At 72.4% G+C, this 24,202-nt stretch carries 25 protein-coding genes; 12 read left to right on the forward strand and 13 right to left on the reverse strand.

Annotated elements, in window-relative coordinates; all coding sequences use genetic code 11:
• Positions 1 to 87: 87 nt before the first annotated feature.
• From SD460_RS24710 to SD460_RS24720, 3 genes are all read left to right on the forward strand, one after another.
• Complete coding sequence (locus SD460_RS24710; RefSeq protein ID WP_290060780.1) at positions 88 to 858, forward strand: DUF4333 domain-containing protein; 771 nt, start codon at positions 88 to 90, stop codon at positions 856 to 858.
• A 70-nt stretch (positions 859 to 928) separates the two neighbouring features.
• Entirely contained in the window at positions 929 to 2,131 is a 1,203-nt protein-coding gene (locus SD460_RS24715) for a GNAT family N-acetyltransferase (RefSeq protein ID WP_290060779.1), read from the forward strand.
• Positions 2,132 to 2,173: 42 nt separating this feature from the next.
• Positions 2,174 to 3,388, forward strand: a complete 1,215-nt coding sequence (locus tag SD460_RS24720; RefSeq protein WP_318306795.1) for a GNAT family N-acetyltransferase — start codon at positions 2,174 to 2,176, stop codon at positions 3,386 to 3,388.
• On the opposite strand, the gene SD460_RS24725 is transcribed toward SD460_RS24720, so the two are convergent.
• On the reverse strand, positions 3,385 to 4,329 hold the full coding sequence (locus SD460_RS24725; protein WP_290060776.1) for a 5'-3' exonuclease: 945 nt from the start codon (positions 4,327 to 4,329) through the stop codon (positions 3,385 to 3,387). The two genes, SD460_RS24720 and SD460_RS24725, sit on opposite strands and share 4 nt — an antisense overlap.
• Positions 4,330 to 4,715: 386 nt before the next feature.
• On the opposite strand from SD460_RS24725, the gene SD460_RS24730 reads away from it, so the two are divergent.
• The 4 genes from SD460_RS24730 to SD460_RS24745 are packed head-to-tail and all read left to right on the forward strand — an operon-like array spanning position 4,716 to position 6,867.
• On the forward strand, positions 4,716 to 5,858 hold the full coding sequence (locus tag SD460_RS24730) for a M24 family metallopeptidase (RefSeq protein ID WP_290062006.1): 1,143 nt from the start codon (positions 4,716 to 4,718) through the stop codon (positions 5,856 to 5,858).
• Complete coding sequence (locus SD460_RS24735) at positions 5,855 to 6,310, forward strand: Lrp/AsnC family transcriptional regulator (protein WP_290062007.1); 456 nt, start codon at positions 5,855 to 5,857, stop codon at positions 6,308 to 6,310. The genes SD460_RS24730 and SD460_RS24735 overlap by 4 nt, the downstream gene beginning before the upstream one ends.
• A gap of 46 nt (positions 6,311 to 6,356) precedes the next feature.
• Complete coding sequence (locus SD460_RS24740; protein WP_290062008.1) at positions 6,357 to 6,581, forward strand: hypothetical protein; 225 nt, start codon at positions 6,357 to 6,359, stop codon at positions 6,579 to 6,581.
• On the forward strand, positions 6,568 to 6,867 hold the full coding sequence (locus SD460_RS24745) for a hypothetical protein (RefSeq protein ID WP_125316436.1): 300 nt from the start codon (positions 6,568 to 6,570) through the stop codon (positions 6,865 to 6,867). Before SD460_RS24740 ends, SD460_RS24745 begins: the two co-directional genes overlap by 14 nt.
• Positions 6,868 to 6,949: 82 nt before the next feature.
• Here the strand turns inward: SD460_RS24745 and SD460_RS24750 are convergent, their stop codons facing one another.
• Positions 6,950 to 8,029, reverse strand: coding sequence for a GDSL-type esterase/lipase family protein (locus SD460_RS24750; protein WP_290062009.1), 1,080 nt, complete (start codon positions 8,027 to 8,029; stop codon positions 6,950 to 6,952).
• A 51-nt stretch (positions 8,030 to 8,080) separates the two neighbouring features.
• A complete protein-coding gene (locus SD460_RS24755; RefSeq protein ID WP_290062011.1) occupies positions 8,081 to 8,983 on the reverse strand; it encodes a LysR family transcriptional regulator in 903 nt (300 codons plus the stop codon).
• 97 nt (positions 8,984 to 9,080) lie between these two features.
• On the opposite strand from SD460_RS24755, the gene SD460_RS24760 reads away from it, so the two are divergent.
• Positions 9,081 to 9,920, forward strand: a complete 840-nt coding sequence (locus tag SD460_RS24760; RefSeq protein WP_290062012.1) for an oxidoreductase — start codon at positions 9,081 to 9,083, stop codon at positions 9,918 to 9,920.
• On the opposite strand, the gene SD460_RS24765 is transcribed toward SD460_RS24760, so the two are convergent.
• From SD460_RS24765 to SD460_RS24780, 4 genes are all read right to left on the reverse strand, one after another.
• Positions 9,917 to 10,261 (reverse strand): VOC family protein, encoded by a 345-nt coding sequence (locus tag SD460_RS24765; RefSeq protein WP_290062013.1) that lies wholly within the window; start codon positions 10,259 to 10,261, stop codon positions 9,917 to 9,919. The two genes, SD460_RS24760 and SD460_RS24765, sit on opposite strands and share 4 nt — an antisense overlap.
• An 85-nt stretch (positions 10,262 to 10,346) precedes the next feature.
• Positions 10,347 to 11,015, reverse strand: a complete 669-nt coding sequence (locus SD460_RS24770) for an ABC transporter ATP-binding protein (RefSeq protein WP_290062014.1) — start codon at positions 11,013 to 11,015, stop codon at positions 10,347 to 10,349.
• Positions 11,012 to 11,704 carry an ABC transporter ATP-binding protein gene (locus tag SD460_RS24775; RefSeq protein WP_290062015.1) on the reverse strand — a complete coding sequence of 231 codons (693 nt, stop codon included), beginning with the start codon at positions 11,702 to 11,704 and terminating at the stop codon, positions 11,012 to 11,014. Before SD460_RS24775 ends, SD460_RS24770 begins: the two co-directional genes overlap by 4 nt.
• Positions 11,697 to 14,279, reverse strand: a complete 2,583-nt coding sequence (locus tag SD460_RS24780; protein WP_318306796.1) for an FtsX-like permease family protein — start codon at positions 14,277 to 14,279, stop codon at positions 11,697 to 11,699. The genes SD460_RS24775 and SD460_RS24780 overlap by 8 nt, the downstream gene beginning before the upstream one ends.
• Positions 14,280 to 14,553: 274 nt before the next feature.
• Between SD460_RS24780 and SD460_RS24785 the strand changes: the two genes are divergently transcribed.
• Together SD460_RS24785 and SD460_RS24790 are read left to right on the forward strand one after the other, a co-directional pair.
• A complete protein-coding gene (locus tag SD460_RS24785; RefSeq protein WP_290057449.1) occupies positions 14,554 to 16,269 on the forward strand; it encodes a glycosyl hydrolase family 18 protein in 1,716 nt (571 codons plus the stop codon).
• A 106-nt stretch (positions 16,270 to 16,375) separates the two neighbouring features.
• On the forward strand, positions 16,376 to 16,918 hold the full coding sequence (locus tag SD460_RS24790; RefSeq protein WP_318306797.1) for a carboxymuconolactone decarboxylase family protein: 543 nt from the start codon (positions 16,376 to 16,378) through the stop codon (positions 16,916 to 16,918).
• Here SD460_RS24790 and SD460_RS24795 read toward each other — a convergent pair.
• The 5 genes from SD460_RS24795 to SD460_RS24815 all read right to left on the reverse strand — a co-directional run bounded on the left by SD460_RS24795 (position 16,907) and on the right by SD460_RS24815 (position 21,560).
• Positions 16,907 to 17,860, reverse strand: a complete 954-nt coding sequence (locus SD460_RS24795) for a quinone oxidoreductase family protein (protein ID WP_290057451.1) — start codon at positions 17,858 to 17,860, stop codon at positions 16,907 to 16,909. The genes SD460_RS24790 and SD460_RS24795 overlap by 12 nt on opposite strands.
• 6 nt (positions 17,861 to 17,866) lie before the next feature.
• Positions 17,867 to 18,727: a dioxygenase family protein gene (locus SD460_RS24800; protein ID WP_290057452.1), complete on the reverse strand. Its 861-nt coding sequence runs from the start codon at positions 18,725 to 18,727 to the stop codon at positions 17,867 to 17,869.
• 11 nt (positions 18,728 to 18,738) lie between these two features.
• Complete coding sequence (locus tag SD460_RS24805) at positions 18,739 to 19,530, reverse strand: citryl-CoA lyase (protein WP_290057453.1); 792 nt, start codon at positions 19,528 to 19,530, stop codon at positions 18,739 to 18,741.
• Positions 19,523 to 20,683 (reverse strand): CaiB/BaiF CoA transferase family protein, encoded by a 1,161-nt coding sequence (locus tag SD460_RS24810; RefSeq protein WP_290057454.1) that lies wholly within the window; start codon positions 20,681 to 20,683, stop codon positions 19,523 to 19,525. The genes SD460_RS24805 and SD460_RS24810 overlap by 8 nt, the downstream gene beginning before the upstream one ends.
• 67 nt (positions 20,684 to 20,750) lie before the next feature.
• Complete coding sequence (locus SD460_RS24815) at positions 20,751 to 21,560, reverse strand: IclR family transcriptional regulator domain-containing protein (protein WP_290057455.1); 810 nt, start codon at positions 21,558 to 21,560, stop codon at positions 20,751 to 20,753.
• A 130-nt stretch (positions 21,561 to 21,690) separates the two neighbouring features.
• On the opposite strand from SD460_RS24815, the gene SD460_RS24820 reads away from it, so the two are divergent.
• Complete coding sequence (locus SD460_RS24820; RefSeq protein WP_290057456.1) at positions 21,691 to 23,106, forward strand: amidohydrolase family protein; 1,416 nt, start codon at positions 21,691 to 21,693, stop codon at positions 23,104 to 23,106.
• 1 nt (position 23,107) lies between these two features.
• On the opposite strand, the gene SD460_RS24825 is transcribed toward SD460_RS24820, so the two are convergent.
• Positions 23,108 to 23,584 (reverse strand): hypothetical protein, encoded by a 477-nt coding sequence (locus SD460_RS24825; RefSeq protein ID WP_290057457.1) that lies wholly within the window; start codon positions 23,582 to 23,584, stop codon positions 23,108 to 23,110.
• A gap of 38 nt (positions 23,585 to 23,622) precedes the next feature.
• Here SD460_RS24825 and SD460_RS24830 point away from each other — a divergent pair, with 38 nt between their 5' ends.
• Positions 23,623 to 24,114, forward strand: coding sequence for a hypothetical protein (locus SD460_RS24830; protein WP_290057458.1), 492 nt, complete (start codon positions 23,623 to 23,625; stop codon positions 24,112 to 24,114).
• Positions 24,115 to 24,202 lie beyond the last annotated feature (88 nt).

Below are 24,202 nucleotides of genomic sequence, written 5' to 3' on the forward strand. Positions count from 1 at the left end.
TTGGATCGCCACCAACACCGTGCGTACGCGGCTTTACGGCGGTTTCGGGGTGGACAGTGAGATGAGCGAAGCAGGCGGAGGCAGACGATGAGCACGCCGTATGGCGGCAACGACCCACAGCAGCCCCAGTACGGGCAGCAGCCGGGCGGCGCGTACCCGCCGAGCGGCCCGCAGGAGCAGCCCCAGTGGGGCCAGCAGCAGCCGCCTTCCTACGACCCGAACCAGCAGCAGTACGGCCAGCCGCAGCAACCCCAGCAGTGGGGGCAGCAGCCGGGCGGGTACGGCCAGCCGCAGCCGCCTCAGCAGCCGCAGTGGGGCCAGCAGCCGCCGCCGTACGGGCAGCAGCCCGGTGGCGGGTACCCGCAGAGCGGCCCGCAGGCCCAGCCCCAGTACGGCCAGCAGCCCGGCGGGGCGTACCCGCAGAGCGGGCCCCAGGCGCAGCCGCAGTACGGGCAGCAGCCGGGCCAGTACGACTACGGGCAGCAACAGCAGCAGTACCCCGGCCCGGGCGCGCCGGAGGGGGAGAAGCCGGCGGGGTCCAAGAAGGGCCTGCTGATCGGCGTCGTCGCGCTGGTCGTGGTGCTCGCCGTCGTCGGGGTGCTCGGGTTCGTCGCTCCGGGGTTCTTCAAGACGCAGGTCTTCAACAACACCCAGATGCAGACCGACGTGCAGAAGCTGCTCACCGAGACGTACAAGATCGACGGCGTCACCGGTGTGACCTGCCCGGCCGAGCAGAAGGTCGAGGACGGCGCGAAGTTCGAGTGCACCGCCACGATCGCGGGCAAGCCGCAGCCGGTGCAGATCACGGTCAAGGGCGACGGCGGGAACTACGAGGTTTCCCCGCCCGCCACCAAGTAGCCGCGCGAGGAGTCCGGCCGCCGGGGAATTCCGGTGGCCGGACTTCGCCGTTTCCGGAGATGATCCGGGGATGAGCGACTTCGAGATCCGGACGCTGCGCACGGACGAGCACCGCGCGGCGAGCGACCTGTTCCGCGACACCGTGCACGTCCGCCCGGCGACCGACGCGGAGTGGGCGCGCTCCGGACTGACCTACCAGCCCGGCGGGGCGATCGGCGCGTTCGACCCGGAGCTGATCGGCACGGCGCGGTTCTTCGACGCCGAGCTGACCGTCCCGGGCGGGGCGCGGGTGCCGATGGCCGGTGTCACCGGCGTCGGCGTCCGTGCCGACCGGACCCGCCGCGGGGTGCTGCGCGCGCTGATGGCGGCGCAGCTGGAGGAGTTCGCCGCGCGCGGTGTGGTGTGCGCGAACCTGCTGGCTTCCGAAGCCGGCATCTACGGCCGCTTCGGTTACGGCCTGGCGACGCGCATCCGGACCTACACCGTCGACCGGGCGCGGGCCCGGCTGCGGCCGGACGCTCCCGTGGGCGGGGAAATCGAGCTGCTGGACGCCGATCGGGCGTGGGAGCGCCTTCCCGGCGTGTACGACCGCATCGGGCGGCGGCCGGGGACGATGTCGCGGCCCGAGGTGCTGTGGCGGCTGTACGAGGCCCAGTGCCGTCGTCGCGAGCAGCCGATGAAGGCGGTGGTGCACCACGGTCCCGACGGGCTGGACGGGTTCGCCACGTACTTCGTCGAAGGCATGCAGGCCCACCCGTGGACCAAGAGCTTGGAGGTCCCGGACCTGTTCGCCGCGACGCCGGCCGCGTTCGCCGGGCTGTGGCGGTTCCTGCTCGGGGTGGACCTGGTGGACCGGGTCGTCGCCGAGGAGCGTCCGCTCGACGAGCCGATCGAGCTGCTCCTCGACGACCACCGCCGGCTGCTGGAAAACCGGATCGGTGACGAGCACTGGATCCGGCTCGTCGACGTGCCGAAGGCGCTGGGCGCGCGGGAGTACGGGCCGGGCGAGCCGGTCGTCGTCGAGGTCGTGGACCCGCAGCTGCCCGCCAACAACGGCACCTACCGGATCTCGCCGGACGGTGCCGAGCGCGTCGACGCTCCTGCCGCGTTGCGGCTCGACGTCACCACGCTCGGGATGCTCTACCTCGGCTTCTGGCGGCCGTCGGCGCTGGCCGGCGTGGGCCGGATCGAGGTGCGGGACCCGGCGGCCGCGGTGGCCGCGGACGTGCTGTTCGGCACCCGTACGGTGCCGTGGAGCGGCTCGCACTTCTAAAACGGGGTGCCGCGGTTCGTGCCGGGCGGCAAGATCGGGTGCATGACCGCCTTCGCCGTCCGCCCCGTCACCGATGACGAGCGCCGCAGCACGTTCGACCTGCTCGGCCGTTCGCTGCACAGCACGCGCGTCAGCGACGAGAAGTGGTCCCGCTACGGGGATTCGTGGCCGGCCGCGCACAAGTTCGCCGCGTTCGAGGGCGACACCCCGATCGGGATCGCGAGCTCGTTCGACACCGACCTCACCGTGCCCGGTGGCCGGACGCTGACGGCCGCGGCGGTCGACGGCGTCGGGGTGCGCGCCGACCGGACCCGCCGTGGCGTGCTCACCGAGCTGATGCGCGTCCAGCTGGCCGACGTCGCCGCGCGCGGGCTGCCGCTGGCGATCCTGCACGCGAGCGAGCCGACGATCTACGGCCGCTTCGGCTACGGCTCGGCCGCGCTGGGCAAGACGATCCGGGTGACGCGGCCGGCGGCCCGGCTGCACGAGCGCGTCCCGCTCGACGGCAACGTCCGGATGCTCACGCCGGCCGAGGCGGTGAAGGAGATTCCCGAGCTGTACCAGCGGATCGCGCGCCGCCCGGGGATGATCTCCCGGCCGCCGGTGTGGTGGCCGATGATGCACGACCGGCTGGCCGGCCCGGACGGCGACCACGTCGTGGCCGTCCACAGTGGACCGGACGGGGACGACGGGTTCGTCGTCTACGACACCGTCACCCGCCGGTCACTGGACACCCCGGACGAAGGCGCGGTGCTGAACGTCCGCGACCTGCACGCCGGCCACCCGGTCGCGCTGGCCGGGCTCTGGCGGTTCCTGCTGTCGGTCGACCTCGTCTCGGCGGTGCACGCCCGCCACCGCCCGGTGGACGAGCCGCTGTCGCCGATGCTGACCGACCACCGGCACGCCGCCACCCTCGCCGTCGAGGACGACCTGTGGCTGCGCCCGGTCGACGTCCCGGCGGTGCTGGCGGCCCGGACGTACCGCGCGGGCGAGCCGGTGGTGCTCGCGGTGACCGACCGCCTGCTGCCCGCCAACACCGGGCACTACGAGATCGGCCCGGACGGCGCGCGGCGGACCGGGGCCGCCGCGGACCTGACCCTCGACGTCGACACCCTCGGCATGCTGTACCTGGGGGAGTGGAGCGCCACGGCGCTGGTGCAGGCCGGCCGCGTCGAGGTCGTGGACCCGGCGGCGGTGGCCCGCGCGGACGAGCTCTTCACGACCACCACCGCCCCCTGGTGCGGCTCGTACTTCTAGGCGCCGGGGAGGGCCTTGAGCAGCCGTTCGACGGAGTTGCCCAGGTTCCACCGCTCGGCGAGCTCGGCGACCCGCTCGGGGTCGGCCGGCGTCGCGGGCACGGTGTCGGGGCGGGACTGCTCGACCGGCGCGTCGACGGCGACCCGCACCACGGTGGGCGCGACCGCGAGGTAGTCGGCGGCGTCGGAAAGCCGTAGCCGGGTCTTGAGCGGGACGCGGGAGTCGCCGGCCGCGGACGCCGCGAGCAGCGCGTCGAGCGAGCCGAACTGCGTGATCAGCTTCGCCGCCGTTTTCTCGCCGATCCCGGCGACGCCCGGGAGCCCGTCGGAGGGGTCGCCGCGCATCACGGACATGTCCGCGTACGCGGGCCCGGCGGTCTCGCGGGGCAGGCTGTAGCGCTCGGCGATCTCGGCCGGCCCCAGCACCTCGGCCTTAGCCCAGCCCTTGCCGACGTAGATCACCGACGCCGGCGACGGCTCGGTCCGCACCAGCTGGAACAGGTCGCGGTCCCCGGTGATCACCTCGACCGGGACGGCCTTCTCGCGCGTGGCGAGCGCGCCGATGACGTCGTCGGCCTCGTAGCCCGCCGCCTCCGCGGTCGCGAACCCGAACGCCTCGAGGAGGTCGAGGATGATCGGGACCTGCGGGGTGAGCGTGTCGGGCACCTCTTCGACGTCCGGGCCACTGCCGGTCTCCTCGGCGACCCGGTGGGCCTTGTAGCTGGGGAGGAGGTCGGTGCGGAACTTCGGCCGCCAGTCCGCGTCCAGGCAGCACACGAGCCGCGCGGGCCGCCGGTCGGTGAGGATCCGCGCGATCGTGTCGGCGAACCCGCGCACGGCGTTGACCTGCGTCCCGTCCGCGGCGCGCATCGAGTCGGGCAGGGCGAAGAACGAACGGAAGTACAGGCTCGCGGAGTCGAGCAGGGCAAGGGATCCGGTCACCCGCACAGCCTGCCACGCCCACCACCCACCCGGCGCGCACGACGCACCCCCGGGCCGGCTCCTGCGGCGGCTTCGCCCCCGGGCGCCGCCTCCCACACACCGAGCAGCTTGCCGAAGGCGAGGTCGCGAATGACTCATTCGGGACCTCCAAAGCCGCCAATGACTCATTCGCGACCTCGCACGAGCTGCGCACCCTGCCTGCCGGCGGTGAAGCGAGCCGGGGCCGGCGACTTTGCCGGAGCCCTGTCTTCGGAGGTCTTGAATGACTCATTCAAGACCTCCGAACACCCGGGGGAGGGGAGTGGCGGGGAGGCGCGTCACCCGGCCCGGCATGTCGTGGCCCCGGGCGGTCCGGGGACCCGGCCCGCCCGGCTAGGCTCGCCCTCATGTCGCGCCGTTCCCTCCACACGCCAGCCCCCGACGCCGCCGCCCTTCGCGCTCGCCTCGACCGCGCCCGCACCGCCGCGGCCGCCGCCGGTACCGACGCCCTGCTGATCGCGCCCGGCTCCGACCTGCGGTACCTGCTCGGGCAGGCCGGTGGCTCGTTCGAGCGGCTGACCACCCTCGTCGTGCCCGCCGACGGCACCCCGGCGCTCGTCGTCCCGAAGCTGGAGGCGCCCGGGTACGCCGACGTGCCGACCGACGAGCTCGGCGTCGAGCTGCTCACCTGGGTGGACGGCGACGACCCGTACGAGCTGGTCGCGGACCGGCTCGGCAAGCCCGGCCGCGTCGCGGTCAGCGACTTCACCCCGGCGCTGCACGTGCTGGCGCTGCGGGCCGCGCTCGGCGAGGCCGAGCAGACGCTGGCCGGCCCGGTCGTGCGCGAGCTCCGGATGCGCAAGGACGCCGCCGAGATCGCGTCGCTGCGGGAGGCGGGCGCGGCGATCGACCGCGTGCACGCCCGCGTCCACGAGTGGCTGCGGCCCGGCCGCACCGAGGCCGAGGTCGGCGCCGACATCGCCGCGGCCATCGTCGAAGAGGGCCACGTCCAGGCCGACTTCGTGATCGTCGGCTCGGGCCCGAACGGCGCCAGCCCGCACCACGACGTCTCCGGCCGCGTCATCGAGAAGGGTGACGTCGTGGTCGTCGACATCGGCGGCCCGCTGCCCGCCGGCTACAACTCCGACTCCACCCGCACCTACGCCGTCGGCACGCCGCGCGATGCCGACGTGGCCGAGACCTACGCGGTGCTGCAGCGCGCCCAGGCCGCCGCGGTGGCCGCGGTCAAGCCGGGCGTCACCGCCGAGGCCGTCGACGCCGCGGCGCGCGACGTCATCGCCGAGGCCGGGTTCGGCGAGTACTTCATCCACCGCACCGGCCACGGGATCGGCCTGGACGTGCACGAGGAGCCGTACATCATCGCCGGCAACGCGCTGCCGCTGGAGCCGGGCATGGCCTTCAGCGTCGAGCCGGGCATCTACCAGCCGAACCGCTGGGGCGCCCGGATCGAGGACATCGTGATCGTCACGGACACCGGCGTCGAGTCCGTCAACAACCAGCCGCACGAGCTCGTCGTGCTGGACGCATGACGCCCGGCGGCCTGGAGCCGCTGGACCAGGCGATCGTCCAAGAGCTCGCGGCCGACGGGCGGCGCAGCTTCACCGACCTCGCCGAGCGGGTCGGGCTGTCGGTGTCGGCGGTGCACCAGCGGGTGCGCCGCCTCGAGCAGCGCGGGGTCATCCTCGGCTACACCGCGCGGCTGGACGGCGAGCAGATCGGCCTGCCGCTGACGGCGCTGATCTCGCTCACGCCGAACGACCCGGCGGCGCCGGACGACTACCCGCAGCGCATCCAGCACATCAAGGAGATCGAGTCCTGCTACTCGGTGGCCGGCGACGAGTCCTACATCCTGCTGGTGCGCGTGCCGTCGCCGTTGGGGCTGGAGGATCTCCTGCGCCGGATCCGCGAGTCCGCGAAGGTGTCGACCCGCACGACGGTGGTGCTCTCTACGCCGTTCGAGGGACGTTCGCCGACGTTCTGACGCCGGGCTCCTGCCCGGTGACCGGAGCACTGGTACGGTAAAAGGTATGGCAACACGTAAGGTCACTCTTTCGCTGGACAGCGGCGCGCTGGAATTCGCCGAACGAGCCGCGAAAGCCCACGGAATCTCGGTCTCGTCCTGGCTGTCGAAGGCGGCCAGGCGCGAGGCGGTTCGCACGGGGTACACCCCGCGGAAGCCGGAGCCGGCCCTCGCGGAATCGGACGAGGCCGAGCGCAGCGCGGCGGAAAAGGATCTGCGTGCGCAGGGGTGAAGTCTGGACGTACCACCCCCCGACCGAACCGGCCCGGCAGCGCACGGTCGTGCTGCTGTCCTCGGACGGGGTGAACGAATCCGAGCGGCCCTGGCTGCTCGGCACCGAGCTGCTGGAGCGCGACCCGCAGGACATCCTCGGCGTCGCGATCGACGCGCGCTACTGGGTGTCGACGCTGAACCTGACCCGGCTCTACCGGCCCTGGTTCGACGAGCGGATCGCCGAGATCGACCTGGAAGTCCAGGAGCGCATCGACATCGCCCTCCGCGCGGCGCTCGATCTTTAAGTGTATAACGTCATATACGGCCTGGCGGGCTGAAAAACAGTCGTGGTACGGATAAGAACTCCGCTACAGACCGGGGTGGGCCTCAGCGGGCCACGACCTCCGGGGCCGAGTGCAGCTTCCCGTCGGCGCCCGCGAGGCAGGAGGCGTTCCCTTCGCGGGCCGCGATGAACTCCGTGACGCAGTTGGCGATCGCGGTGTGCCCGGCGGCGTTGGGGTGGAACGACTCCTGCAGGGCGTGCCCGGCTCGCTCGGCCCGGCCGAGGTCGGCGAGCTGCAGGGTGAGGCGGGTGAACCACTCGGTCGCGGGGTTGGCGCCGCCGCTGCAGGCTTCGTGCTGGGCGCCGGCTTTGGCGAGGTCCAGGAACCGGGCGCCGGTGCGCTGCGCGGCTGTTTTCAGGCCGGAGGACAGGACGCCGATGCCGGTCTGGGAGATCCAGCGGAGGTCTTCGACGCGGAACGGGCAGCCGTTGAGGGAGCGCAGGTCTTCGGGCAGGTCCGGGCCGATGGGTGCGGCGTAGGACTGCAGGACGAGCTGGTAGTCGGCGGGGACGTAGCCGGCTTGGGCCAGTACTTTCTTGACGTCGGAGACGGCGGTCGCGACCTTGGGCACCATGGCGTCCACTTTGGACTGCCAGCTCTGCTTGAGTGCTTCGCTGCACGCCGGGCCGCCGGGGTTGAACCAGGCTTTGAAGCATTCGGTGACCTGGTTGGAGAACTGGGGTTCGTCGTTCGCGCCGACGGCGATGACGACGGCGGCGACGCGGTGGTCCTTGACGAGGGTGGCGAGCTGCTGGGCTTGGGAGCCTTCGGTCCACTGCTTGACGTCGCCGAGGGCGACTTGCCCGGCGGGGGCGCCGGAGCAGCCGAGGTTGACGTGGGCGGTGATGCCGGGGATGGCGATCTTTTCGACGAAGGCGTTGGGGGAGCGGTGGCACCAGTTGCCGCCTTGGCCGTTGGTGGTGGCGGTGTACTGGCCGGCGCCTTCGCCGGAGACGGTGCTGTCCCCCATGGCGACGACGGTGAGCGGGCCGGTGCCGGGTGGTCCTTGGCGGGGCTGGGGTTGCCCGTTCTTGCTTTCGGAGCCGAAGAAGACGAAGGAGCCGACCAGGAGGGCCACGCTGACGAGGACCAGTGCCCCCCAGTACCACCGAAGACGTCGCATCGGCGTCGATTCTACGGTTCGGGCGCCGGGCTCCGGTGAAGTGGATCAGGGCTAGCCGGCTTCGGTGAGGTCGGTGGTCGCGGCGAGTTCGAGGGCGACGTCGGTGATGGTGCGGATGGCGGGGTTGTCGTTGCCGGGTGACCAGACGAGCTCGGTGCGGGCGAGGTCGCCGTCCAGGGGGATGAAGGTGACGCCGGTGCGGCGGAGGCTGTGTGAGGAGCGGGTGAGGCGGGTGACGCCCACGCCGGCGGCGACGAGTCCGAGGAGGCCTTGGACGGTGGTGGCGTGCTGGACGACGTGCGGGGTGAAGCCGGCGGCGGCGAAGTCGGTGTCGTAGGCGCGGTGCCAGGGTTCCCAGCTCGTTCGTGGGGTGAGGACCCACGGTTCGGTGGCGAGGCCGGCGAGCTTCAGGGTGGGGTGTTGGGCGAGGGGGTGGCCGGTGGGCAGGACGGCGCAGACCTCTTCGGTGAGCAGTGTGCGTGAGGTGAGGTCGTCGACCAGGGGTGGGCGGGTGAAGGCGAGGTCGAAGCGGCCGGTGCGGAGGCCTTCGACGAGTTCGGCGATGGGGGCTTCGGCGGTCGTCACGGCGAGGCCGGGGAAGCGTTCGCGGACGGCGCGGACGATCGGGGGCAGCAGGTAGTTCGCGGTGGTGGTGAGGAAGGCGAGGCGGGCGGTGCCGATTTCGCCGCGGACGGCGCGGCCGAGGGTGGCGACGGCTTCGTCGGCGCGGGTGAGTACCGCGCGGGCTTCGGGGAGGAACAGTTCGCCGACGGCGGTGAGGCGGGTGCCGCGGGCGTCGCGGTCGAAGAGGCGGGCGCCGAGGGTGCGTTCGAGGACGGTGATCTGCTGGGAGAGCGATTGCTGGGCGATGTGGAGGCGGGTGGCGGCGCGGGTGAAGCTGGTTTCGTCGGCGACGGCGACGAAGTAGCGCAGCTGCCGCAGCTCGGGGGTCACAGGCTCTGACTGTAGCCGTGGCAGGACACCGGTGTTGGCGTCCCGGTGGTGATCGTCCGCAGGATGGGGGGAGGAAAACCACTGGGAGGACGGGAAGATGACGAACACCGACGGCCGTGTCTGGCTGATCACCGGGTGCTCGGCCGGGTTCGGGCGGGAGATCGCGCTGGCCGCGCTGGCGGCGGGTGACCGCGTGGTGGCGACGGCGCGCCGGCCGGAGACGTTGGCGGACTTGGCGGCGCGTGGCGGTGAGCGGGTGCGGACGGCGGCGCTGGACGTGACCGACGAGGGGCAGATCGACGCGGCGGTGAAGACGGCGCTGGCGGCGTTCGGCCGGATCGACATCGTGGTGAACAACGCGGGCAACGGCTCGGTCGGCGCGGTCGAGGAGCTGACGATGGCGGAGTTGCGCGGGTTGCTGGACGTGATGTTCTTCGGCGCGGTGGCGGTGACGAAGGCGGTGCTGCCGCACCTGCGGGCGCAGGGTGGCGGGACGGTCGTGCAGATCAGTTCGATGGGCGGACAGCTTTCGATGCCGGGCTTCGGTGCTTACTGCGCGGCGAAGTACGCGCTGGAGGGCCTTTCGGGGGCGCTGGCGGCGGAGGTGGCGCCGTTCGGGGTGCGGGTGCTGATCGTGGAGCCGGGTGCGTTCCGGACCGAGTTCGGTGGTGGTCGCATGCACCGCTCCCGCACGATCGACGCGTACGCGGTGTCGACGTCGGGCACGCGGGAGGCGGTGGACGCGATGGACGGGAGTCAGCCGGGTGACCCGGCGAAGGCCGCGGCGGCGATCGTGCGGGCGGTCGGGAGTGCCGGCGCGCCGCTCCACCTGGCGCTGGGGGCGGACGCGGTGGAGGCGATCCGGGCGCAGCACGAGGCGCTGGCGGCGGACCTGGCGTCGTGGGAGGACGTCAGCCGGGCGACGGCGCTGGGTTAGTCCTGCAGGAGGCCGAGGACGTTGCCGTCGGGGTCGGTGAAGGTCGCGACGAGGCGGCCGTTGCCGACGTCCTTGGGTTCGTCCTTGACCTTCGCGCCGGCGGCGGTGACTTCGGCGAGTTTCGCCGCGAGGTCGTCGACGTGCCAGTAGGTCACCGGGCCGGTCATGCCCTGCTGTGCGCCGTGGGGGACGAGGCCGATGTGCTGGCCTTCGGTGTCGTAGCCGACGTAGTAGGGCGCGTCGGCTTGGGGTTCGGTGCCGAGCAGGGCGGTGTAGACGGCCTTGGCCGCGGCCAGGTCGGTGACGGGGTGCAGGACGGTTTTGATCCCCTGGGTGGTCATCGTGGTGCTCCTGGTGTCGTGGGCTGCGGTACGCCTGCGACGTTATTCGCGGCCCGTCGGCCGGGGCTTCTCGATTCCTGATCGATCAGTCGAGCAGTGCGGTGAGCACGCCGTCGAGGAGGCGGACGCGGCGGTCGGCGATGCGGTGGACTTCGTCGTCGTGGGTGGCGACGATGACGGCGGCTCCCTCGGTGGCGCAGCGGCGGAGCAGGCGCAGGACGCGGGGGGTGGAGCCGGCGTCGAGGTGGGCGGTGGGTTCGTCGGTGAGCAGGACGCGGGGGCGTCCGGCGACGGCGCGGGCCAGTGCGACTCGTTGCTGCTGGCCGAAGGAGACCTCGAGGGGGTAGCGGTCGCCGAGGTCGCCGATGCCGAGTTCGTCGAGGAGTCCGGTGACGCGGGTGTGGATGTCGGCGGCGGCGGGGCGGGGGATGTCGGAGCGCAGTCGGAGGGGGAGGGCGACGTTTTCGGCGATGGTGAGTTCGTTGGCGAGGCCGAGGGCTTGGGGTAGCACGGCGCAGGTGTGCCACGGGGGTGCGCCGGTGATGGGGACGCCGTCGAGGAGGACGCAGCCGGAGTCGGGGGCGTCGAATCCGCAGAGCAGGGCCAGCAGTGCGCTTTTGCCGGAGCCGGAGCGGCCGGAGACGGTGACGAGTTCGCCGGCGCCGACGCGCAGTTCGAGGCCGCGCAGGACTTCGATGTCGCCGCTGGGGTGGGTGAAGCTGCGGCGCAGGTCCTTGGCTTCGACGAGGGTCATGGCTGCGGTTCCCGTTCTTCGATGCTTTCGAGGGTGCCCTTGTGCAGGCGGGCCACGCGGGCGCCGAGGTCGATGAGGCGGTCGTCGTGGGAGGCGACGAGGACGGCGAAGTCCTGGTCGACGAGGTAGCGCAGGGTGTCGAGCACGAGGTCGGCGGAGGCTTCGTCGAGCTGGGAGGTGGGTTCGTCGGCGAGGATGACGGTGGAGCGGGCGGCGAGGACGCAGCCGAATGCGAGGCGTTGCTGTTGTCCGCCGGAGAGGGCGGAGATCTTCCAGTCGCCGGTGCCGTGCAGGCCGAGCTGGCCGAGGATGTCTTCGGCGTTGCAGTCGGTGCCGGCGGCTTCGGCGGCGGCGTGGAGGTTTTCGGCGACCGTGAGGTAGCCGAGGAGGTTGTCGGCGGGGTTCTGGAAGACCAGGCCGAGGTGGTGGCGGCGCAGTGCTCGTCGTTCGCGGTGCTTGAGCTTGCGGACGTCGGCGCCTTGGAAGGTCAGCGTGCCGCGGGCGGGTTGTTCGAACAGGCCCAGTACGCGCAGCAGCGTGGATTTGCCGGAGCCGGAGGGGCCGGCGAGGACGGTCATGCCGCGGGCGGGGACGTCGATGCTGACGTCGTCGACGCCGGTGACGATGCCGGCGGGGGTCTGGTAGTCCACGCCGATGCCGTGGAGGGAGAAGATCGGTTTTTCAGGCACGGATCAGCTCCGCGGTCCGGGCGGTGCGCACCGAGCGCACCGCGATCCAGCCGGCCAGCGCGACGACGGCCACGCCGATGACGACGACGGTGAGCACGAAGGGCAGCGGGTCGGGTAGTTCCGAGCGGGGTGCGAGGAAGGTGGCGGGGTCGAAGCGCGGTACCGAGAGGCCGGCGACGGAGATCCCGCAGACGACGCCGACGACGATCGCGAGGCCGCTGAGCGCGCCGAGTTCCATGAGGTGGCTGGCGAGCAGGGTCCGTGGGCGCATGCCCATGCGCAGCACCAGCGCGCCGGCGAGGGCGTTCTGCCGACGGCGGACTTCGACGGCCACGAGCAGGGCCAGGATCGCGACGATGCCGAGGACGGCGCCGAGGAGGGCGACGAACGAGAACGTCCAGGAGACGACGAAGAACGGGAGGCCGTCGAGGGCGGTTTCGCGGCTGACCCGGTTGGGGATGAAGACGCCGGCGCCGCGCAGCGCGGTGGTCGCTTCGGCCAGCGGCGCTTGGGTGAGCACGCTCCACTTGGGGACGCTGTCGAGCTGTGCGTGGCTGAGCACCGTGCGGGAGACGACGTAGCCGGGTGAGGTGCCGATCATGGGGAACACCGGCAGGTCGCCGGCGGGGACGGCGTCGGGGAGGCCGTCGGGCAGGGTGGCGGTCTGCTTGGGGGTGTGGCCGATGCGGATCACTGGTGTCCCGCGCGGGTCGGGCTGGGAGATCTTGCGCAGGAGCTCGTCGAGGTCGCCGGTCGGGACGCTGTCCACGGCGGCGCCGTGGGCGAACGTCGCTGGGTCGACGACGAGCACCACGCTGCCGGTGCCGGTCAGTTCGCCGACGACGGTGCTGGTGCCGGCGAGGGACGGCGGCATCGCGACGTCGCCCATGCCGATCGGGCTGTCGGTGTCGAGGCGGGCGTTGCTGCCGACGAAGACGGCGGACTTGGTGTTGAGCGCCTCTTCCTGACCGTGGGCGATGCCGATCCCGGTGGCGAGGGTGCCCACGGCGAGGGTGCCGATGACGAGGACGCCGGTGACCGGTGCGCGGGCGCCGGCGAGGCGCCGGATCGCCAGCTGCAACGCGGGTTTGGACCAGAAGCGGGCGCGGTGGGAGGCGTGCAGAGCGAGCCACGCCAGCCGGGCGGTCAGCAGGCCCACGGTCAGCACCACGAACACCGGGTAGGTCAGTGCCAGCGGATCCACCTGCGGTAATGGATTTCCGAGCCGGGATCCGCCGCCGTAGTGGGCCAGCCGGGTCCAGCCGAGCCAGGCCATGCCCGCCGTCGCGAGTTCCCACGGGAAGTACGCGAGCACCCGGGCCCGGTTGCCCTTGCGCCGCACCCGGCCGAGTTCGAACTCGCGGTGCACGCGGACGGCGACGACGGCGGCCAGCAGAGCCAGCGAGAGCACCAGGGTTCCGGCGGCGACTCCGACGGCCCGCAGCTCGGCGGCCGGGTCGGGGGCGCCGGGCGGGCCGTAGACGCCGAGCAGCAGCCGGGCCGCGACGGCTCCGGCGGCGCCGCCGAGGAGGATCGGCAGGCCGAGTTCGGCGACGGCGAGGCCGCCGAGGGCGGCCGGGCCGCTGCCGCGGGCGGAGAGCAGCCGCAGTTGCGCGTGCCGCCGCTGGTACCACTGCAGGGCGACGGTGCCGAGGCCGGCGCAGCCGACCAGGACGCTGATCAGGGCGAGCGGCAGGATCGAGACGAACACGTTGTCCTGGGCCTGGCGGGCGATCTGCACCGAGCGCTCGAAGGTCGGGACGTCGGCGGCGACGAGGGAGCCGAGGCCCTGGGCGGTCAGGTCGGCGCGGACGTCGTCGACGAGGTCGTGGGAGCGCTGCAGCAGGTCTTCGGCGCCGCTGAGGGTGGTCGGTGCCTGCTCGTAGAAGGAGATGTGGAAGTACTGCATCGTCGGCAGGCCGATGGTCTTGACGGCGGTGTCGAAGGTCTTCTGGTCGGTGGCGAAGGCGACCGAGTCGATCGGGTCGTTGGCCAGGCGGTCGATGACGGCGCCGGACTGCTGGGAGCACCAGAACCGGGGTGGCGGGTCGAGCAGGTCGCGGTAGATGCCGGTGACCGGGGGCAGCGTGGCGCCGTGGAAGTCGGGCGTGGTGCCGATCCCGATGTGTTCGGCGTCGGCGACGACGTTGCCGAGCCACAGCCCGGGGGCGCGGGTGCCCTGCTGCAGTGCGAGGTTGTCCAGACCGGTCTGGTCGCGGTAGCCGAGGCGGATCTTGTAGTGGGGGTCGCCGTTGAACTGGGTGCCGGGCAGGACGGTGGTGTAGGCGCCGACGACCGGTGCGCCGAAGCCGTGCGCGGGAGCGTGCCGTTGGACGGCTTGGGTGAGGGCGGGGATGTCCTGGACGCGGATGTTGCCCTTGCCGAACACCGGGCCGTAGCTGTCGGGGCAGGTGATGCCGGTCTGGTAAGTGACGGCGGCGCCGCCGGCGGCGGAGGCCTGCAGGACCGCGGCGGTGCCGAGGAAGCAGGCGAGCAGCGAGGTCACCGCGGCCACGATCAGCGTCAGCGGGCTGGAGAGGGCGGCTTTCGGGGCCGCTCGCCACGGCTTGGTCACTCTGCGTTGTCCAATCTTCCCCCATGTCACCCGCATGGACGCGCACGCTACCGGCATACCCGAGGGGTTGGAACGTTTTTGTCACGATCGTTAAACGCGGGACATGGTCACGCCCGGCGCAACCCGGACGGCCATCCGGCCGGTTTAGTGGTCTAGACCTTGACGTCAGGATTGGTCTGATCCAATCCTGAAGGCGTTCCCCCGTGCACCGCCGCGGCACGGTTCACCGCCGGCTCTGGAGCGCTCGATGCGACCACGCAGAATCTTCTCCCGAATGTCCGTTTTCCTGGCCACGCTGGCGGTTTCGGCCGGTTCGCTGGTCACCGCCGCCGAGACCGCCCAGGCCGCCACGCCGCTGCCCGCGCACGTGTTCGCGCCCTACTTCGAAGCCTGGACGGGGGAGAGCCCGGCCGCGCTGGCCCAGCAGTCCGGCGCCAAGCACCTCACGATGGCGTTCATCCAGGCCGCCACCAAGGGCTCCTGCACCGTCTACTGGAATGGTGACACCGGGATGCCGATCGCGAACGCGACCTTCGGCGCCGACATCGCCACCATCCGCTCCCGCGGCGGGGACGTCATCCCCTCCTTCGGCGGCTACACCGCCGACAACACCGGAACCGAAATCGCCGACAGCTGCACCAGCGTGGACTCGATCGCCGCCGCGTACGAATCGGTGATCACCACCTACGACGTCCCGCGGCTCGACATGGACATCGAGGACAACTCGCTGACCAACTCCGCCGGGATCGACCGCCGCAACAAGGCCATCAAGAAGGTCCAGGACTGGGCCGCCGCGAACGGGCGCTCCCTGCAGATCTCCTACACCCTGCCCACCACCACCCGCGGCCTCGCCGACAGCGGGCTGGCCGTGCTGCGCAACGCCGTCACCAACGGCACCCGCGTCGACGTGGTCAACCTGATGACCTTCGACTACTACGACAACGCCGCCCACCAGATGGCCACCGACACCCAGACCGCCGCCACCGGCCTGGTTTCCCAGCTCGCCGCGCTCTACCCGGGCAAGACGCAGGCGCAGCTGTGGGCGAGCGTCGGGGTCACCGAGATGATCGGCGTCGACGACTTCGGCCCCGCCGAGACGTTCACCACCGCCGACGCCGCCACCGTCTACAACTGGGCCGTCTCGAAGGGCATCAACGAGATCTCCTTCTGGGCGCTGCAGCGCGACAACGGCGGCTGCCCCGGCGGCGGCGCCGCGGACAACTGCTCCGGTATCGCGCAGGACACCTGGTTCTTCAGCCACGCCTTCGAACCCTTCACCGGCGGCACCTCCGTGCCCGGCAACGACTTCTCGGTCACCGCGAACCCGGCCTCGGCTGCCGTCGACCCCGGCAAGTCCGCCACCGCCACCATCGCCACCGCGGTGACGTCCGGCTCCGCCCAGCAGGTCGCGCTCTCGGTCACCGGCGCACCCGCCGGCGTCACGGCGTCGGTCAGCCCGGGCACGGTCACCGCGGGCGGCACCGCGACCCTGTCGGTGAGCACCACGACCGCGGCCGTCCCCGGGGTCTACCCGCTGACGATCACCGGCACCGCCGGCTCCGGCAGCCACAGCGCCACCTTCACCCTCACCGTCACCGGCACCCCGCCCGCCGGCGGCGTGGTCAACGGCGGCTTCGAAACCGGCACGCTGAGCCCGTGGAGCGCCACCGGCGACGCGATCGTCGCCTCCCCGGCCCACTCCGGCACGCACGCCCTGCAGGTCGTACCCACCGCCTCGGCCACCGGCGAAGCCGCGCAGAACATCACCCTGGCCCCCAACCACGCCTACACCCTCAAGGCGTGGGTCCAGGGCAGCTACGCCTACATCGGCGTCCGCGGCGGGGCCACCGCGAGCACGTGGACCTCGAGCAGCGGCTGGACGCAGCTGTCAGTGCCCTTCACCACCGGCGCGTCGGGCGCGGTGACGGTCTACGTCCACGGCTGGTACGGCCAAAGTGCCCTCTACGCGGACGACTTCACCATCGGCTGAGGCGTTCGGCGGCGGCCCGGTTGCGCAAAGCGGAGGTTGGCCGGGCCGCCGCGGGGCGAAAGACTCGCCAGGAGGATCTCTCGCCCCGCCCCCGCCAGGAGGACCGATGCCGCACATCCCGCTCGACCCGAACCTGCCCGGGATCTCCTCGCTCTTCGCCTACCGGCCGGAGACCGCGGCCCCGCTCGGGCAGCTGGCCCAAGTGCTGCTGCGCGGCCCGAACTCCCTCAGCGTCGGCGAACGCGAGCTGATCGCGACCGTCGTGTCCAACGGCAACGAGTGCCGCTTCTGCACCGGCAGCCACGCCGCCGCGGCCGCCGAAACCCTCGACGGCGGCCGCGCGGTGGTCGACGCCGCGTGCGGCGGGATCGACGACGCCCCCGTCTCGGCGAAGATCAAGGCACTGCTGTGGATCGCCCTCGCCGTCCGCGAAACCGGGCGCGCGGTCACCGGCGAGCTCGTCGCGGCCGCCCGCGCCGAGGGCGCCACCGACGTCGAGATCCACGACACCGTGCTGATCGCGGCGTCGTTTTGCCTGTTCAACCGGTACGTCGACGGGCTCGCCACGGTCGCCCCCGACGACCAGGCCGTCTACGACCAGATCGGCAAGCGCCTCGCCGCCGACGGCTACGCCGGGCTAGGGAACTAGCACCACGCGCCCCGGGCGGGTCCACGCCCGGGGCGCGTCCGGCAGCGCGACCCGCGCGTAGTCGACGGTGAGCGCGCCGGCGATCGCGTGCTCCACCACCGTCAGCAGCGCCTCGCGGCGCTGGTCGGCGGTCAGCTCGTTGTTCGTGTAACCCCGGACGTGCAGCGAGCGGCTGCGCAGCAGGGCCGAGGACAGGGAGCTCTGCTCGCCTGCGGAGCTGCCGAGGTTGACCAGGCGCCCGCCCGGGCGCAGCGCGTGCAGCGCCGCCGCGGCCGGGAGCCCCCACACCGGGTCGATCACCAGGTCGGCCGGCCATTCGCCGAGCCGACGCGCCAGGCTCCCCACGTCGTCACCGGCTTCGAGCCGGACCGTGGAGTCCGCGCCGAGCCGCCGGGCTCTCGCCAGCGCGGCGTCCGAACGCGCGCACGCGACGACGTGCCCCGCACCCGCTACCCGCGCCAGCTGGATCGCCGACTGGCCGACCACGCCACCGGCGCCGAGCACCAGGACCGTCTCACCGGTGGCGAGGCGCCCGGTCCCGGTCAGGCACCGCCACGCCGCGACCGCCGACAGCCCGAGCGCCGCCACCAGCGCGTGGTCGGCCCCGGGCGGCAGGACGACCACATCGGCGGCCGCCACCACGGCGTGCTCGGCCATGCTGCCGTCGCCGGGGATCATGCCCGCGGTCGTGGCGAACCAGACCGGCGTGCCCGCCGGGTGCGTCGGCGCCGGCCGCGTCAGGACGCCGACCCCCTGCACGCCCGGCACGTACGGCGTCGCCGGGCGGCCGAAGTAGGACGTGCCGGACGCGCAGAGCAGGTCCAGCGGGGTGATCGGGGCCGCCGTGACACTGACCGCGACCTCTTCCGGTCCCGGTTCGGGCACCGGCCGGTCGGTCACCACCGGCGGCTCGCCCGCCACCCGGATCTCCGCGGCGCGCACCGCGGGTCACACGGGCTGGAGGACGAAGTCGTACCGCGCCTCGAGCCACGGCCCGGCGCAGTGCCCGCCGTCCGGCGTCGGCCCGGGCTCGCGGGACTCGAAGGCGACGACCAGTTCCTGTTTGGTGCCGAACACGACGTCGCTGTCGAGGTACTCGGCGCCTTCCTGGAACAGGTGCGTGATCAGCGGCTCGTAGCCGGCCGCGTTGATCAGGAAGTGCACGTGGGCGGGCCGGAAGTGGCTGATGTCGGTGCCGCTGATCAGTGCGCCGACCGGGCCGTCCATCGGGATCGAATAGCCCTTGGGCGCGATCGTGCGCAGGCAGTAGGTGCCGTCGGCGCGGCTGGTGTACTTCGCGCGCAGCCGGGCTTCGTCGATACCGGGCAGCTGCGACTCGTACGCGCCTTCCTCGTCGGCCTGCCACACGTCGAGCACCGCGCCGGCGACGGGGGAGCCGTCGAGCCCGGCGACGGTCCCGGTGATGTAGAGCGGCGTGCCCGGCAGGCCGTCGGACATGTCGCCGCCGAACTCCTTTTCGGGGGAGCCGTCGATGTGGAACGGGCCGAGCACGGTGGCCGGGGTCGCCTTCGCGTCGAAGGCGTGGTTCATCTGCACCACCAGCATGCTCAAGCCCAGCACGTCGGAGGCGAGGATGAACTCCTCGCGCTTCTCGTCGCTGATCTGCCCGGTTTCGGTCAGCCACCGCATCGCGGCCATCCACTCGGTTTCGCTCAGCCGCACCTCGCGGGCGAAGGCGTGCAGGTGGCGCACGAGCGCGGCCAGCACCTCCGCCGTGCGCGGGTCGTGCGCGCTCGTCCAGCGCGCCGCGGCCAGCTCAGTGATGTTGTCCTCGGTGACGAGCTGCATCGGCGTTCCTCTCAGGGTTCGGGGTCCGGCGGCACCGGGCGGTTGTTCAGGTCGACCGACCGGAAGATGTCGTCCGCGACGGGGTGGCGCAGCTCCTCGGCGAGCTGGCCGATCAGCCCGGCGGTCCGGGCCAGCAGCGCGAACCCGCGCAGCAGTTCCAGCGGCAGCCCGAGGTCGGCCAGCGCCGCGCCGCAGGCGCCCGCGCCGTTGAGCGGCAGCGTTTTCCCGAGCACCCGGGGGTGCACCCGGCCGATCGCGGCGAACAGTTCCAGGTGGGGGCCGCGCAGGCCCTCCTCTTCGGCGATCGCGAACAGCCGCCGGGTGCGCGGGTCCCCGTCCTTGTGCACGTGGTGCCCGAGCCCCGGGACGAACTTCTTTTCCGCACGCTGCTTTTCGACCGTCGCGAGCGCGAGCGCGTCCCAGCCGGCTTCGTCGGCCGGGCGTTCGGCGGTCTCGAGCACGGCGTGCAGGAACCGGCCGCAGTCCTCGGTGACGCCGAGGAACCGCGACCCGCCGCCCAGCAGCCCGGCGGCGAGCGCACCCTGCACGGAGTCGGGGGCGGAGAGGTAGGTCAGCCGGGTCACGATCGCCGTCGGGGTGAAACCGTGGTCGGCCAGCGCGGCCAGCACCGCCTCGAAGACCCGGGTCTCCCCTTTGGACGGACGGCGCTGCGTCGCGAGCCAGAACGCGAGCTCGCCGAAACCGACCGAGCCCATGACGTCTTCGGCGAGGTCCTGGCCGAGCAGCGTGATCTTGTCCTTCGTGGACGAACCCAGCGCGGTTTCGTAGACGCGGTCAGGCATCGCGGTCCTCCTTCAGCCAGGCGCGCAGCTCGGCGCCGTGTTCGTCGAGCTCCGGCGGGGGCAGCCGGTAGGCGGCGGGCGTCGCGGAGAACCGGATCGGGTGGCGCGTGGTCGGGACCGCGCGGTCGCCTTCGCCGACCTCGACGACGGGGTCGAGCCCGAACCGCTCGGCCATCGCGAACCCGCCGTCGATGGTGTTGATCGGTCCACACGGGACACCGACCTTCGTCAGCGCTTCGAACCAGTCCACCGCGCTCCTCGTGGCCAGCCGCTCCACCAGGATCGGCCGCAGCTCCTCGCGGTTCTCGGTGCGGTCGGCGTTGCGGGCGAACCGCGGGTCGTCCGGGACGTCCGGCAGGTCCAGGACCTCGCACAGCCGGCGGAACTGCCCGTCGTTGGCCGCGGCGACGATCAGGTCGGCGTCGGCGGTGGGCAGCGGCTCGTAGGGGAAGACGCTCGGGTGGGCGTTGCCCATCCGGTAGGGGACCACCCCGCCGGCGGCGTAGGCGGAACTGTGGTTGACCAGCCCGGTCAGCGCCGAGGACAGCAGGTTGACCTCGACGTGCTGCCCTTCGCCGGTCGCGTCGCGGTGGCGCAGCGCGGCGAGGATGCCGATCACCGCGTGGTTGCCCGCCATGACGTCGAACACCGAGATCCCCGCCCGGTACGGCGGGCCGTCCGGATCGCCGGTGAGGCTCATCAGCCCCGAGATCGCCTGCACCATCAGGTCGTAACCGGGCACGTGCCGGCCATCGCCGGAGCCGAACCCGCTGATCGAGGCGTAGACGGTGGCGGGGTTGGTGCCGCTGACGGAGGCGTAGTCCAGGCCGTACTTGGCCAGCCCGCCGGGCTTGAAGTTCTCGATCACCACGTCCGCGCGGCCGGCCAGCTCGCGGGCGACCGCGGCGTCGGCGTCGTCGCGCAGGTCCAGCGCGATGGAGCGCTTCCCGCGGTTGACGCCGAGGTAGTAGGTGGAGACCTCGCCCCGCACCGGCGGCATCCACGTGCGTGTTTCGTCGCCGTGGGGCCCTTCCACCTTGACGACGTCGGCGCCCAGATCGGCGAGCAGCATCGTGGCGTACGGGCCGGCGAGCACCCGGGAGAAGTCCGCGACCAGCAGCCCGGTCAGCGGGCCGGTAGCGCTGGTGTCCACCCGGTTCCTCGCTTCCTGTCCGTCCAACGGACGCTTGTCCGCAGTTTGCCTTCGCGGGCCTCCGCGGTCAAGACACCGCGGGCACGGTGACCTGCGGGACGTCGTCGAGCCGCGCGAAGTCGGCGCTGATCTCCCCGGCGGTCTGCAACAGCAGCGGCAGGTGGTGCTCCAGCAGGCGCTCCACCGGCGTCTCGGCGGCGTGGCAGTTGACGTTGACCCCGGCGATCACCCGCCCGGCGCCGTCGCGCAGCGGCGCGGCCACCGACCGGATGCCCAGCGCGAGCTGCTCGTCGGTCAGGGCCCAGCCGCGGGCGCGGACCTCACGCAGCTCGGCGTCGCGCTCGGCCCGGCCGGGCTGCCAGCGCGGGACGAGCCCGGAGCGGGTCGGCTGGGCCAGCACCGCCTCCAGCTCGTCCGGCGGCAGGGCGGCGAGCTGCACCTTGCCCAGCGACGTCGGCAGGGCGGGGAAGCGGGTGCCGATCTGGACGGCCAGCGCGACGATCTTCGGCACCGCGACCCGGGCGACGTAGACGATGTCGGAGCCGTCGAGCTGGGCGATCGAGCACGACTCGTTCGTGCGCTCGACCAGGCGTTCCAGGTGCGGGCGGGCGACGTCCCACAGGCCCATCGACCGCACGTAGGCGACGCCGAGTTCAAGCACGCGCGGCGTGAGCGCGTAGCCGCGCCCGCCCGCGCGGACGTACCCGAGCTCCTCCAGGGTGAGCAGGATCCGGCGCGCGGTCGGGCGGGCCAGCCCGGCGGCGGTGGCCACTTCGGCGAGCGTCATCTCCGGCCGGTTCGGCCCGAACGCCGTGATCACCTCGAGCCCGCGCGCCAGCGCTTCGATGAAGTCGGGACCCGTTCCCTCGCGTGGCATGCACGTCCTCCCTCTGCAGTCCTCTCCGCAGCGTAGCGGCGGGGATTGACACCGGCCCGGCACTGGGCAAAGGTGACTCCACCCCTTCAGTGTCCGTAGAGCGGACGAGTGTACGCAACCGGAGGCAGCCATGTCCGGATCGATCGTCCTGCGGGGCGGCACGGTGCTGACCCTCGACGACTCCCGCCGGGTCCTCGCCGGCGAAGACGTCCTCGTCACCGGCGGCGAGATCGCCGCGATCGGCCCCGCCCTGGAAGTCCCCGCCGGAACCGAGGAGATCGACGCCACCGGCGGGATCGTCCTGCCCGGCATGATCGACACCCACCGCCACCTGTGGCAGACCGCCATGCGCGGCTACGGCGCCGACTGGACGCTCACGCAGTACTTCGTCTGGTACTACCTCGAATGGGGCAAGGTGTTCCGCCCCGAGGACATCTACGCGGGCAACCTGCTCGGCGCGTGGGAAGCGCTCGAAGCCGGCGTCACCACGACCGTCGACTGGTCGCACGGCCTGCAGACCACGCAGCACGCCGACGCGGCGGCCGACGCGCTCGAAGCCGTCCCCGGCCGGTTCGTGCTGGCCTACGGCAACATCCAGGACGCACCGGCGAACTGGACGGCCACGCCGGAGTTCCGCGACTTCGTCGCCCGCCGCACCGGCGGCGACCTGGGCTTCCAGCTCGCCTTCGACGTCACCGGCGACCCGGCGTTCCCGGAGAAGCCCGCGTTCGAGGTGGCGCGCGAGCTGGGCGTGCCGGTGACCACGCACGCCGGCGTCTGGGGCGCGACCGGCGACGACGGCATCCGCCTGATGCACGACCACGGGTTCATGACCCCCGAGACGATCTACGTGCACAGCGCGTCGCTGTCGGCCGACTCCTACCACCGGATCGCCGCGACCGGCGGATCGGCGTCGGTGTCGACCGAAAGCGAGCAGAGCGCGGGCCAGGGCTACCCCTCCACGTGGGCGCTGCGGCAGTACGGGATCCCGGTGTCGCTGTCGATGGACACGTCGGTCTGGTGGAGCGGCGACCTGTTCACGGCGATGCGCACGACGCTGGGCGCGGACCGCTCCCGCGAGCACCTCGAAGCCCACGCGAAGGGCGAGACGGTGACGCACGCGGCCCTGCGCGCCGAGCAGGTCGTCGAGTGGGCCACCCGCGGCGGCGCGGCCGCGCTCGGGCGCACGGACATCGGCAGCCTCACCGTCGGCAAGAAGGCCGATGTCGTGCTGCTGAAGAACGACCACTCACCGGTGTCGTTCCCGCTGCTGAACCCCTACGGCCACGTGGCGTTCCAGGCCCAGCGCGGCGACGTCCACACGGTGCTGGCCGGCGGCCGCGTCGTCAAACGCGACGGCCGCCTGGTCGGCGCGGACTTCCCCGCGCTCCGGCAGCGGGTCGAGGCGACGGTCGAGCACCTGCGCGGCCAGCTGGGCGAGGAAGCCTGGCGGCAGGGGATGAACCCGGACGTGCCGGAGACCAAGATCCTCGACAACCCGTACACCTACACCGACTACCAGAGAGACACCACCCACGGCGGCTGAGCTAATCCTCTCCCAGCTGGAGCAGGGCGGCGAAGTGCGTGGCGTTCGCACCGGCGACCACCGCGTCGACCGTGCAGCGGCTGACCGGGCTCGACATGGAGTCGTCGGCCGGATCCTGGCTCGACCACCACTCGGCGTCTTCGCCGAGCAGGGCCACCAGCTGCCCGGCGAGCTCCCGCGCGCGCTCGGCGTCCATGATGTCGTAGGTGTAGACCAGGCTGCGCGAGGCGAGCCCGGCCAGGCGCCGCTCGGCCAGGTCGCGGGGGACGGGCTGCAGCGCCGAGCCGACCTCCGAGAGGGGGACCGGCCGGGTCCGCGGGTCGATGTCGGCTTCCCAGCGCTGCTCACCGGTGGCGGCCAGTGCGTGGACGTGCTCGGCCAGGGTGGTGGCGTCCCGTTCGCCGGAAACGGCGAACACTTCGTCCTGGTTGCTCAGCCCGGCGAGGAGAACGGCGAGCTGCTCGGTGGTGGTCCCCATGTCCGGCATTCTGCCTTTGCGGCGGGTAGGTTGCCGACGTGGTCCAGGTTTTCATCCAGCCCGCCTACGGCACCGCCGACTCGCGCCGCTACGGCGCCGAGTCGCTCGAGCAGACCGCGGACTTCCGCGCGCACGCCGACCTGCTCGACCCCGCCGACTTCGCCCGCCTGAGCGCGCTGCACCCCGACGGCCGGGCCCGGTTCTGGGGCGCCAAGGACAAGTACGACCGCCGGATGGACACCGTGACCACCGGTGACGTTGTGCTGTTCACCGGCCGCAAGCACGTCCAGGCCGTCGCCGAAGTCGGGCACGGTTTCCGCAACCCGGCCTTCGCGCGGCGGTTGTGGAACCCGGATCCGGGGAAGTGCTTGTTCAGCAACGTCTACAGCCTCCGGCACTACCGGCGCACCGGGATGCCCTACGAAGAGATCTGGGCGCTGCCCGGCTTCACCGCCGGCGACCACTTCATGGGCCTGCGGTTCCTGGACGAGCCGAAGTCCGCCGCGGTCCTGGACCTGCTCCGGACCTGAGCCCTGCCCGTACGGGCAGCCGGGCGTACCCGAAGGTCTGCCGCTGCGCGGCTGTCCGGCCGGGCGCCCGACGCTCATCGTGGGAGGA

The sequence above is a fragment of the Amycolatopsis solani genome, assembly GCF_033441515.1.
In the GTDB taxonomy this organism is placed as follows: Bacteria; Actinomycetota; Actinomycetes; order Mycobacteriales; family Pseudonocardiaceae; genus Amycolatopsis; species Amycolatopsis solani.